The organism is Pseudomonas tehranensis, assembly GCF_014268615.1.
GTDB classification, from domain to species: domain Bacteria; phylum Pseudomonadota; class Gammaproteobacteria; order Pseudomonadales; family Pseudomonadaceae; genus Aquipseudomonas; species Aquipseudomonas tehranensis.
Genome location: NZ_JABWQV010000164.1, coordinates 1 through 11,090, shown reverse-complemented (window position 1 = coordinate 11,090; position 11,090 = coordinate 1). Strand labels below are relative to the sequence as shown.

The 11,090-nt window shown below is 59.1% G+C and carries 9 protein-coding genes; 8 read left to right on the top strand and 1 reads right to left on the bottom strand.

Annotated elements, in window-relative coordinates:
- Positions 1-188: 188 nt before the first annotated feature.
- The gene (locus tag HU811_RS19605; RefSeq protein WP_047226058.1) at positions 189-1,565 is read right to left on the bottom strand and encodes a glutamine synthetase family protein; all 1,377 of its coding nucleotides are present in this window, start codon (positions 1,563-1,565) and stop codon (positions 189-191) included.
- 278 nt (positions 1,566-1,843) lie between these two features.
- Between HU811_RS19605 and HU811_RS19600 the strand changes: the two genes are divergently transcribed.
- The 8 genes from HU811_RS19600 (at position 1,844) to HU811_RS19565 (ending at position 11,035) form a co-directional block, all read left to right on the top strand.
- Entirely contained in the window at positions 1,844-2,620 is a 777-nt protein-coding gene (locus HU811_RS19600; protein ID WP_186657588.1) for a gamma-glutamyl-gamma-aminobutyrate hydrolase family protein, read from the top strand.
- Positions 2,621-2,661: 41 nt separating this feature from the next.
- Positions 2,662-4,020 carry a glutamine synthetase family protein gene (locus HU811_RS19595; protein WP_186657586.1) on the top strand — a complete coding sequence of 453 codons (1,359 nt, stop codon included), beginning with the start codon at positions 2,662-2,664 and terminating at the stop codon, positions 4,018-4,020.
- Between the two features lie 60 nt (positions 4,021-4,080).
- A complete protein-coding gene (locus HU811_RS19590) occupies positions 4,081-5,445 on the top strand; it encodes an aspartate aminotransferase family protein (protein WP_092395287.1) in 1,365 nt (454 codons plus the stop codon).
- Positions 5,446-5,625: 180 nt separating this feature from the next.
- Positions 5,626-6,738: a polyamine ABC transporter substrate-binding protein gene (locus tag HU811_RS19585; RefSeq protein ID WP_076386499.1), complete on the top strand. Its 1,113-nt coding sequence runs from the start codon at positions 5,626-5,628 to the stop codon at positions 6,736-6,738.
- Between the two features lie 214 nt (positions 6,739-6,952).
- The gene (locus HU811_RS19580; RefSeq protein ID WP_189674176.1) at positions 6,953-8,020 is read left to right on the top strand and encodes a polyamine ABC transporter substrate-binding protein; all 1,068 of its coding nucleotides are present in this window, start codon (positions 6,953-6,955) and stop codon (positions 8,018-8,020) included.
- A gap of 71 nt (positions 8,021-8,091) precedes the next feature.
- Positions 8,092-9,234 (top strand): ABC transporter ATP-binding protein, encoded by a 1,143-nt coding sequence (locus HU811_RS19575; RefSeq protein WP_047226052.1) that lies wholly within the window; start codon positions 8,092-8,094, stop codon positions 9,232-9,234.
- Complete coding sequence (locus HU811_RS19570) at positions 9,231-10,151, top strand: ABC transporter permease subunit (RefSeq protein WP_186657580.1); 921 nt, start codon at positions 9,231-9,233, stop codon at positions 10,149-10,151. Before HU811_RS19575 ends, HU811_RS19570 begins: the two co-directional genes overlap by 4 nt.
- Positions 10,148-11,035, top strand: coding sequence for an ABC transporter permease subunit (locus HU811_RS19565; protein ID WP_092395296.1), 888 nt, complete (start codon positions 10,148-10,150; stop codon positions 11,033-11,035). The genes HU811_RS19570 and HU811_RS19565 overlap by 4 nt, the downstream gene beginning before the upstream one ends.
- Positions 11,036-11,090 lie beyond the last annotated feature (55 nt).

Here is an 11,090-nt window from a genome sequence, read left to right as displayed (position 1 = left end):
GCTCCCGCTGGGCTGCGAAGCAGCCCCGAAGTCAGTCACTGCGGTGCTTCAGGTTGACCGATTTAGCTTTATTGGGGCTGCTGCGCAGCCCAGCGGGAGCAAGCTCCCTCGCCACAATAGGTGTTGTGAACAGCCAAAAAAAACGCCGCAGCCTTTAAGGGCCGCGGCGTCATTTTTACTGCAACCGCTTACACGGTATGCAGGTACCAGTTGTACTCAAGGTCGGAGATGGAGTGTTCGAATTCCTCCAGCTCGCTTTCCTTGCAGGCCACGAAGATATCGATGTATTTCGGATCGATGTACTTGGCCATGACTTCGCTGTCGTCCAGCTCGCGCAGGGCATCGCGCAGGTTGTTCGGCAGGCTTTGCTCGTTCTGCTCGTAGCTGTTGCCTTCCACCGGCGCACCGGGCTCGATCTTGTTGACCAGGCCATGATGCACGCCAGCCAGTACGGCGGCCATCAGCAGATACGGGTTGGCGTCGGCGCCGGCCACGCGGTGTTCCAGACGCACCGCATCGGCGGAGCCGGTGGGTACGCGCAGGGCCACGGTGCGGTTGTCCAGGCCCCAGGTCGGCGAGTTCGGCACGTAGAACTGTGCGCCGAAACGACGGTAGGAGTTCACGTTCGGGCAGAGGAAAGCCATCTGCGCCGGTAGGGTCTCGAGCACACCGCCGATCGCGTGACGCAGTGCGGCGTTCTGCTCGGGATCCTCGCTGGCAAAAATATTCTTGCCATCCTTGTCCAGAATCGAAATGTGAACATGCAGACCGTTGCCCGCCTGGCCTGGATACGGCTTGGCCATGAAGGTGGTGTCCATTTCATGGTCGTAGGCGATGTTCTTGATCAGGCGCTTGAGCAGTACCGCGTAGTCGCAGGCCTTGATCGGGTCGGCCACGTGGTGCAGGTTCACTTCGAACTGCGCCGGGGCACTTTCCTTGACGATGGCATCGGCGGGAATGCCTTGCTCCTTGGCTCCCTCCAGAATGTCCTGGAGGCAATCGACGTATTCGTCGAGGTCGTCGATCAGGTAGACCTGTGTAGAGTGCGGGCGTTTGCCGGAGATCGGCGAGCGGGGCGGTTGTGGGCGTCCATTCACGTTCTCCTGGTCGATCAGGTAGAACTCCAGCTCGAATGCCGCGCAAATGGTCAGGCCCAGCTCATCGAACTTGGTCACGACCTGGCGCAGCACTTCGCGTGGGTCGGCGAAGAAAGGGTCACCTTCAAGTTCGTGCATGGTCATTAGCAGTTGCGCGGTAGGGCGCTTCTGCCAGGGCTCGTTGCACAGGGTGTCAGGGATTGGATAACAGATCCGGTCAGCGTCGCCGATGTCCAGGCCCAGGCCGGTGCTTTCCACCGTGGAGCCGTTGATATCCAGGGCAAATAAAGAGGCCGGCAGGTTGATGCCTTTCTCGTAAACCTTGTGGAGGCTGGTGCGTTCAATGCGCTTGCCGCGCACCACACCATTCATATCCGCAATCAGAAGGTCAACGTACAGAACCTCAGGATGTTCCTTAAGGAACGCGTTCGCTTCGTTAAGCTGAACGGCACGCGGGGGTACCGACATGATGCAACACCTTTGTTGTTAAAAATATCAATCATTGATCTCTTCTAAACCCAGTCAACCCGAACGGCATGCCGAAGTCAAGCTGGGCCTTTTTTGCTCTAAAAAAGCACCTGCGGGGCTTTTTTGAGGCAATTTGGGGCGTTTTTTTCCCTTTGGAGGAGACGGCGCCCGCAGGCTTGAGCGGGCCGTGTTGTATTTTTTACGGGGGTGTTGTGTAAAAAAATGAACAAGGCTAAGCTCGATTCAAACCCATAACAGCAATAATACCGGGGTGCTTCATGTCTCGCCTGCCGTTAATCGGCGTCACCACCTGCTCCAAGCAGATCGGTCTGCATGCTTATCACATCAGTGGCGATAAATATTCCCGGGCTGTCGCGTCAGCCGCCAAGGGTCTGCCCATGATGATCCCGTCCCTGGCGGATCTGTTCTCGCCGTCCGATATTCTGGACGCCCTGGACGGCATTCTTTTTACCGGCTCTCCTTCCAATGTAGAACCTTTTCATTATCAGGGCCCCGCCAGCGCGCCGGGCACTGCACATGATCCTGCACGCGATGCCACCACCCTTCCGTTGATCCGCGCCGCTGTAGCTGCCGGCATCCCAGTGCTGGGTATCTGTCGTGGGTTCCAGGAGATGAACGTAGCCTTTGGCGGCAGCCTGCATCAGAAAGTTCATGAAGTCGGAACGTTCATCGATCATCGTGAAGACGACACTCAAGCGGTGGATGTCCAATACGGTCCTGCCCACGCCGTGCATATCCAGCCTGGCGGCATCCTGGCAGGTCTGGGGCTGCCGCAGGTGATTGAGGTCAATTCGATCCACAGCCAGGGTATCGAGCGTATGGCACCTGGGTTGCGGGCCGAAGCGGTGGCGCCGGATGGCCTGATCGAGGCTGTGTCGGTGCCAGGAGGCAAGGCTTTTGCTTTAGGTGTGCAATGGCACCCTGAATGGGAGGTAAGCTCCCATCCGCACTACCTTGCGATTTTCCAGGCATTTGGCGATGCCTGCCGGGCAAGGGCAACACAACGCGACGCCGATGCGTCAAACAACGCCTGACTACTAAATGGCAGCCAGGAAACTCACGCCTAGAGGCATTTATGAGTAACAACCTCGACCAGCTCACCGATTGGTTGAAAGACCATAAGATCACAGAAGTCGAATGCATGATTGGCGATCTGACCGGCATCACCCGGGGCAAGATTTCGCCGACCAACAAGTTCATTGCCGAAAAAGGCATGCGCCTGCCCGAGAGCGTTCTGCTCCAGACCGTTACGGGCGACTATGTCGAAGACGACATCTATTACGAACTGCTCGACCCTGCCGACATCGACATGATGTGCCGCCCGGACGAAAATGCAGTGTTCCTTGTGCCCTGGGCCATCGAGCCCACCGCCCAGGTTATCCACGACTCCTACGACAAGCATGGCAACCCGATCGAACTGTCGCCGCGCAACGTGCTCAAGAAAGTGCTCAAGCTCTATGCCGACAGGGGCTGGCAACCGATCGTCGCGCCGGAAATGGAGTTCTACCTGACCAAGCGCAGCGACGACCCGGACTTCCCGTTGCAGCCGCCCATTGGCCGCTCCGGTCGCCCGGAAACCGGTCGTCAGTCATTCTCGATTGAAGCGGCCAACGAATTCGACCCGTTGTTCGAAGACGTCTACGACTGGTGCGAACTGCAGGAGCTGGACCTCGACACGCTGATCCATGAGGACGGCACGGCGCAGATGGAGATCAATTTCCGTCACGGCGACGCCTTGTCCCTGGCCGACCAGATCCTGGTGTTCAAGCGCACCATGCGCGAAGCGGCGCTCAAGCACAACGTGGCCGCCACCTTCATGGCCAAGCCCATGACCGGCGAGCCCGGCAGTGCGATGCACCTGCACCAGAGCATCATCGACAAAGACACCGGCAAGAACGTCTTTTCCAATGAAGACGGGACCATGAGCACGCTGTTCCTGAATCACATCGGGGGGCTGCAGAAGTTCATCCCCGAACTGCTGCCGCTGTTCGCCCCCAACGTGAACTCGTTCCGCCGCTTCCTGCCGGATACATCGGCGCCGGTGAACGTGGAATGGGGTGAAGAGAACCGCACCGTGGGCCTGCGTGTGCCGGAAGCCGGGCCGCAGAACCGTCGGGTGGAAAACCGTTTGCCGGGCGCCGACGCCAACCCGTACCTGGCGATCGCCGCCAGCCTGTTGTGCGGCTACATCGGCATGGTCGAAGGCATCAACCCGAGCGCGCCGGTGGTGGGGAGAGGATATGAACGTCGCAACCTGCGCCTGCCACTGACCATCGAAGATGCCCTCGAGCGCATGGAAAACAGCGCCACCATCGAGAAATACCTGGGCAAGAAATTCATCACAGGCTACGTCGCGGTCAAGCGGGCCGAGCATGAAAACTTCAAGCGCGTCATCAGTTCGTGGGAGCGGGAATTCCTGCTCTTTGCCGTCTGAAGCGCCGGGCGGGGCTGCTCCAGGCAGCTGCGCCCCCACCGATCTACAAGGAGAATTCGCATGACCGGCAACAATCCGCAAACCCGTAAATGGCAGGCCCTGAGCAACGATCACCACCTGGCGCCATTCAGCGACTTCAAGCAGCTCAAAGAGAAAGGCCCGCGCATCATCACCCACGCCAAGGGCGTTTATCTCTGGGACAGTGAAGGCAACAAGATCCTCGATGGCATGGCCGGCCTCTGGTGCGTGGCCGTCGGCTACGGCCGCGACGAACTGGCCGACGCCGCCAGCCAGCAGATGCGCGAGCTGCCGTACTACAACCTGTTCTTCCAGACCGCTCACCCGCCGGTACTGGAATTGTCCAAAGCCATCGCCGACATCGCCCCTGAAGGCATGAACCACGTGTTCTTCACCGGCTCCGGCTCCGAAGGCAACGACACCATGCTGCGTATGGTCCGCCACTACTGGGCGATCAAGGGCCAGCCGAACAAAAAAGTCATCATCAGCCGCAAGAACGGTTATCACGGTTCGACCGTGGCCGGCGCGAGCCTGGGCGGCATGACGTACATGCACGAGCAGGGCGACCTGCCGATCCCCGGCATTGTCCACATCGCCCAACCTTACTGGTTCGGCGAGGGCGGCGACATGAGCCCGGAAGAGTTCGGCGTATGGGCGGCCAACCAGCTGGAAGAAAAGATCCTGGAAATCGGCGTGGACAACGTCGGTGCCTTCATCGCCGAGCCGATCCAGGGCGCGGGCGGAGTCATCGTGCCGCCGGACAGCTACTGGCCGCGCATGAAGGAAATCCTCGCCAAGTACGACATCCTGTTCGTGGCCGATGAAGTGATCTGTGGTTTCGGTCGCACCGGTGAGTGGTTCGGTACCGATCATTACGGGTTGAAACCCCACATGATGACCATCGCGAAGGGTCTGACCTCCGGTTATATCCCCATGGGCGGCCTGATCGTGCGCGACGATGTGGTGGCGGTGCTCAACGAAGGCGGCGACTTCAACCACGGTTTTACCTATTCCGGTCACCCGGTTGCCGCGGCGGTGGCCCTGGAAAACATCCGCATCCTGCGCGACGAAAAGATCATCGAGCGCGTTCACGGCGAAACGGCACCCTATTTGCAACAACGCCTGCGGGAACTGAACGATCATCCGTTGGTGGGTGAGGTGCGCGGGGTCGGTTTGCTGGGGGCGATCGAACTGGTCCAGGACAAGGCCACGCGCAAACGCTACGAAGGCAAGGGTGTGGGCATGATCTGCCGGCAGTTCTGTTTTGATAACGGGCTGATCATGCGCGCCGTGGGTGACACCATGATCATTGCGCCGCCGCTGGTCATCAGCAAGGACGAGATCGATGAGCTGGTGACCAAGGCGCGGCATTGCCTGGACCTGACGCTCAGTGCGTTGCAAGGCTAAGTGCTAGGCTCTGAGCGAGGCGCCCGCAGGGGTCTCGCCCGGCGTGAATAAAGGCAGGGCTTTTGTTGAAAGCCTGGCCTGTAACTTGCCAGACTACCGGCGGTTCAAGTTGCCCGCGATCCGGCTGCTGAACGACGGCTAAGAAGAATAACTGGAGCATTTTTCATGAAGGCATTAGGCATGAAGACATTAGGTATGAAGATGGCTGGCAAGACCCTCCTCGCCATGTCCCTGACGGGCGTGATGGCGAGTGCTGTTCAGGCGGACGACAAAGTGCTGCACGTCTATAACTGGTCCGATTACATTGCACCGGACACGGTCGCCAAGTTCGAGAAAGAGACGGGGATCAAGGTCGTCTACGACGTCTTCGACAGCAACGAGACCCTGGAAGCCAAGTTGCTGGCGGGCAAGTCCGGCTATGACATCGTGGTGCCGTCGAACAACTTCCTGGCCAAGCAGATCAAGGCCGGTGTTTACCAGGAGCTGGACAAGTCCAAACTGCCGGACTGGAAGAACCTGGACACCGACCTGCTCAAGGCCGTGGGCGACGCCAGCGACAAGGGCAACAAATACGCCTTCCCCTACATGTGGGGCTCCATCGGTATTGGCTACAACCCGGAGAAGGTCAAGGCCGCACTGGGTATCGACAAGATCGATTCGTGGGACGTGGTGTTCAAACCGGAAAACATGGCCAAGCTCAAGAGCTGCGGCGTGAGCTTCCTCGATGCTCCGACCGAGATGATCCCGGCGGCACTGCATTACCTGGGCAAGCCGACCGACAGCAAGGACAAGGCCGACCTGAAGGCCGCTGAAGACCTGTTCCTGAAGATTCGTCCTTCGGTTGCCTATTTCCACTCCTCCAAATACATCTCGGACCTGGCCAACGGCAACATCTGCGTGGCCGTGGGTTACTCCGGTGACCTGGAGCAGTCCAAGGAGCGCGCCAAGGAAGCGGGAGACAAGGTCAAGCTCAGCTACGTCATTCCCAAAGAAGGCGCCGGCACTTTCTACGACATGGTCGCCATTCCCAAGGACGCCGAGAACGTCGAATCCGCCTACAAGTTCATGAACTTCCTGATGCAGCCGCAGATCATGGCTGAAATCACCAACGCCGTGCGTTTCCCGAACGGCAACAAGGCGGCCACGCCACTGGTGGACAAGGACATCACCAGCGATCCGAGCATCTACCCGTCTGACGAAGTGAAGAAGCAGCTGTATGCAATCAGTGATCTGGATGCTGGCACGTTGCGTCTGATCACCCGCAGTTGGACCAAGATCAAGTCCGGTAAATAAGCCGGTCTGAGGCATCTTCCTGTTGTCGCCGGCATCGCGGCGGCGGCAACGGGAATAATTAAATGACTAAAAGTTTTGCTGGATCGGTTTATCGAGGGTAAGTTGCGCGCCGGTTTTGTTGCAGGGCACATCGCTGCCAGGTAACGGGGGCAACTTGGGCCCAACTATTTAAGAGGACCTCCACGTGCCTGTTTTTTCTTTGTTACGCAATGCCATGCTGATCGGTGCCGGACTGACGCTTGCCGTCAGCGTCCAGGCTGCCTCCACCGTGCATATTTATAACTGGTCGGATTACATCGGCGAGACCACCCTGGCGGACTTTGAAAAGGCCACGGCGATCAAGCCGGTGTACGACGTCTTCGACTCCAACGAAACCCTGGAAGGCAAGCTGCTGGCCGGTCGTACCGGCTACGACGTGGTCGTGCCGTCCAACCACTTTCTGGGCAAGCAGATCAAGGCCGGGGCGTTTCAGAAGCTCGACAAGTCGCAGTTGAGCAACTACGCCAACCTGGACCCGGTGCTGCTCAAACGCCTGGAAAAGAATGATCCGGGCAATCAGTACGCCGTGCCTTATCTGTGGGGCACCAACGGCATCGGCTACAACGTCGAGAAGGTCAAGGCTGCGCTGGGCGTCGACAAGATCGATTCGTGGGCCATGCTGTTCGAACCGGAAAACATCAAGAAACTCTCCAGCTGTGGCGTTTCGTTCCTCGATTCGGGCGACGAAATGATCCCGGCCATGCTCAATTATCTGGGCCTGGACCCCAACAGCCAGAACCCTGAAGACTACAAGAAGGCCGAAGCTCAACTTCTCAAGATCCGGCCTTACGTGACCTACTTCAACTCTTCCAAATACATCTCCGATCTGGCCAATGGCGAGATCTGCGTGGCTGCCGGTTTCTCCGGTGACATTTTTCAGGCTCGTGAACGTGCTGAAGAAGCGAAAAAGGGCATCGAGATCGCTTATGTGATTCCCAAGGAAGGCGCCAACCTCTGGTTCGACATGCTGGCGATCCCGCGCGATTCCTCCAACGTCAAAGAAGCCCACGCCTTCATCAACTATTTACTCAAGCCTGAAGTGATTGCCCAAGTCAGTGACGCCGTTGGCTATGCGAACCCAAACCCCAAGGCCGGCGAGCTGATGGACCAGGACGTGCGCACCGATGAAGCGGTTTACCCACCGCAAGCGGTCGTCGACAAGCTTTATGTCAACTCCGAGCTGCCGCCCAAGATCCAGCGCGTCATGACCCGCAGCTGGACCAGGGTCAAGTCAGGCAAATAGCGCCAAGCGCTTTAACTATTCCAAGGCTCGTCCGCGCAGGGCGAGCTGCAAATTTTGTGGGAGTTTCGTAAATGGCAGTTGCCTCCGGCGCCTATAAGAAAGCCCTCGAGGGCGACCAGACACCCAAGCAGGTGTTGGTCAAAATCGACCGGGTCACGAAAAAGTTCGACGAGACGATTGCCGTGGACGATGTGTCCCTGGAAATCAAGAAAGGCGAAATCTTCGCCCTGCTCGGCGGTTCGGGATCGGGCAAATCCACCTTGCTACGCATGCTGGCGGGTTTCGAACGGCCCACGGAGGGGCGCATTTTCCTCGACGGTGTAGACATCACCGACATGCCGCCCTATGAGCGGCCGATCAACATGATGTTCCAGTCCTACGCCTTGTTCCCCCACATGACCGTGGCGCAGAACATTGCTTTCGGCCTGCAGCAGGACAAAATTCCGAAAGCCGAGATCGACGCCCGCGTGGCCGAAATGCTCAAGCTGGTGCAGATGAGCCAGTACGCCAAGCGCAAGCCGCATCAGCTCTCCGGCGGCCAGCGTCAACGTGTGGCCCTGGCCCGTTCCCTGGCCAAGCGGCCCAAGCTGTTGCTGCTCGACGAACCGATGGGTGCCTTGGACAAGAAGCTGCGCTCGCAGATGCAGCTTGAGCTGGTCGAGATCATCGAGCGGGTTGGCGTAACCTGCGTCATGGTGACCCACGACCAGGAAGAGGCCATGACCATGGCCGAGCGCATCGCGATCATGCACCTGGGGTGGATCGCCCAGATCGGCAGCCCGATCGACATCTACGAAACCCCCACCAGCCGGCTGGTCTGCGAGTTCATCGGCAACGTCAACATCTTCGAGACCGAAGTGGTGGATGACGCCGAAGGCCACGCGGTGCTGACTTGCAAGGACCTGGACCGCAACATCTACGTGGGCCACGGCATCAGTACCTCGGTGCAGGACAAGTCCGTCACCTACGCCATCCGCCCGGAAAAACTGCTGGTCACCGCCGAGCAGCCGGATTGCGAGCACAACTGGTCCAGCGGCAAGGTCCATGACATTGCCTACCTGGGCGGCCATTCGGTGTTCTACGTCGAATTGCCGAGCGGCAAGCTGGTGCAGTCCTTCGTCGCCAACGCCGAGCGCCGTGGTCAGCGTCCGACCTGGGGCGACCAGGTATTCGTGTGGTGGGAAGACGACAGCGGCGTGGTGCTTCGCTCATGAACATGCGCAAATTCAAACGCCGACTCGACCGAATAACGCCCGGTGGCCGTCAACTGGTCATCGGGGTGCCCTTCATCTGGCTGTTCCTGTTCTTCATGCTGCCGTTCTTCATCGTCCTGAAGATCAGTTTTGCCGAAGCCGACGTGGCCATTCCGCCGTACACCGAGATCTACAGCTACATCGACCAGAAGCTGCAGGTGCTGCTCAATTTCAGTAACTATGTGCTGCTCAGCGAAGATGATCTGTACATCGCCGCCTACCTCGGCTCGCTGAAGATGGCCCTGATCAGCACCGTCTTGTGCCTGCTGATCGGCTACCCGATGGCCTACGCCATCGCCAAGGCCCGCGCGGATCTGCAAACGGTGCTCCTGCTGCTGATCATGATGCCGACCTGGACCGCGATCCTGATCCGTGTCTACGCCTGGATGGGTATCCTCAGCAACAACGGTCTGCTCAATGGCTTTTTGATGAGCATGGGCTGGATCAGCGAACCGTTGCAGATCCTCAACACCAACCTGGCGGTGTACATCGGCATCGTCTACTCGTCCCTGCCGTTCATGATCCTGCCGCTCTATGCCAACCTGGTGAAGCACGATCCCAGTCTGCTGGAAGCGGCGTCGGACCTGGGGTCGAGCACCTTCAACAGCTTCTGGAAAATCACCGTGCCGCTGTCCAAGAACGGCATCATCGCCGGCTGCATGTTGGTGTTCATCCCGGTGGTGGGCGAGTTCGTGATCCCGGAACTGCTGGGCGGCCCGGAAACCCTGATGATCGGCAAAGTGCTGTGGCAGGAATTCTTCAACAACCGTGACTGGCCGGTGGCGTCCGCGCTGGCAGTGGTGATGCTGGCGATCCTGATCGTGCCCATCATCCTGTTCAACCGCAGTCAGGCCAAAGAAATGGAGGGCAAGGAATGAAGCGCTTCAGTTTTTCAAGCCTGATGCTGGTGCTGGGTCTGCTGTTCATCTATGCGCCGATGCTGATCCTGGTGATTTACTCTTTCAACGCCTCGAAACTGGTGACGGTGTGGGGCGGCTGGTCGATCAAGTGGTACGTCGGTCTGCTGGACAACAGCCAGTTGATGGGTTCGGTAGTGCGTTCCCTGGAAATCGCCTGCTATACGGCGATCGCCGCGGTGGCCCTGGGTACACTGGCGGCCTTCGTGCTGACCCGCATCACCCATTTCAAGGGCCGCACGCTGTTCGGCGGCCTGGTGACCGCACCGTTGGTGATGCCGGAAGTGATCACCGGTCTGTCGCTGTTGCTGCTGTTCGTGGCGATGGCGCAGATGATCGGCTGGCCCCAGGAGCGTGGCCTCGTCACGATCTGGATTGCCCACACCACGTTCTGCTCGGCCTATGTGGCGGTGGTGGTCTCGGCACGCTTGCGTGAACTGGACCTGTCCATCGAAGAAGCGGCCATGGACCTGGGGGCGCGGCCGTGGAAGGTGTTCTTTCTGATCACCATCCCGATGATCGCGCCATCGCTGGCGGCGGGGGGCATGATGTCGTTCGCCTTGTCGCTGGACGACCTGGTGCTGGCGAGTTTCGTCTCCGGTCCGGGCTCGACCACCTTGCCGATGGAAGTGTTCTCGGCGGTACGCCTGGGGGTCAAGCCGGAAATCAACGCCGTGGCGAGCCTGATCCTGCTGGCCGTATCGTTGGTGACGTTCCTGGTCTGGTACTTCAGCCGCCGCGCCGAAGAAAACCGCAAGCGGGCGATCCAGCAAGCCATCGAAGAAAGCGCCGCCGACTCCTGGAAACAGCCAGACCCGCGCCGGGCCGAGACCGCGCCGGTCTGACCGGACGTTGAGTAACTGTGGAGCAAGCCTGCTCGCGATAGCGGTGTGACAGTCG

What these genes read in the sequence shown, in the direction of transcription:
- HU811_RS19575 (WP_047226052.1), top strand. Translation starts at nt 8,092, where the DNA reads ATGGCAGTTGCCTCCGGCGCCTATAAGAAAGCCCTCGAGGGCGACCAG.
- HU811_RS19580 (WP_189674176.1), top strand. Translation starts at nt 6,953, where the DNA reads ATGCTGATCGGTGCCGGACTGACGCTTGCCGTCAGCGTCCAGGCTGCC.
- HU811_RS19565 (WP_092395296.1), top strand. Translation starts at nt 10,148, where the DNA reads ATGAAGCGCTTCAGTTTTTCAAGCCTGATGCTGGTGCTGGGTCTGCTG.
- HU811_RS19605 (WP_047226058.1), bottom strand. Translation starts at nt 1,565, where the DNA reads ATGTCGGTACCCCCGCGTGCCGTTCAGCTTAACGAAGCGAACGCGTTC.
- HU811_RS19595 (WP_186657586.1), top strand. Translation starts at nt 2,662, where the DNA reads ATGAGTAACAACCTCGACCAGCTCACCGATTGGTTGAAAGACCATAAG.
- HU811_RS19590 (WP_092395287.1), top strand. Translation starts at nt 4,081, where the DNA reads ATGACCGGCAACAATCCGCAAACCCGTAAATGGCAGGCCCTGAGCAAC.
- HU811_RS19600 (WP_186657588.1), top strand. Translation starts at nt 1,844, where the DNA reads ATGTCTCGCCTGCCGTTAATCGGCGTCACCACCTGCTCCAAGCAGATC.
- HU811_RS19585 (WP_076386499.1), top strand. Translation starts at nt 5,626, where the DNA reads ATGAAGACATTAGGTATGAAGATGGCTGGCAAGACCCTCCTCGCCATG.
- HU811_RS19570 (WP_186657580.1), top strand. Translation starts at nt 9,231, where the DNA reads ATGAACATGCGCAAATTCAAACGCCGACTCGACCGAATAACGCCCGGT.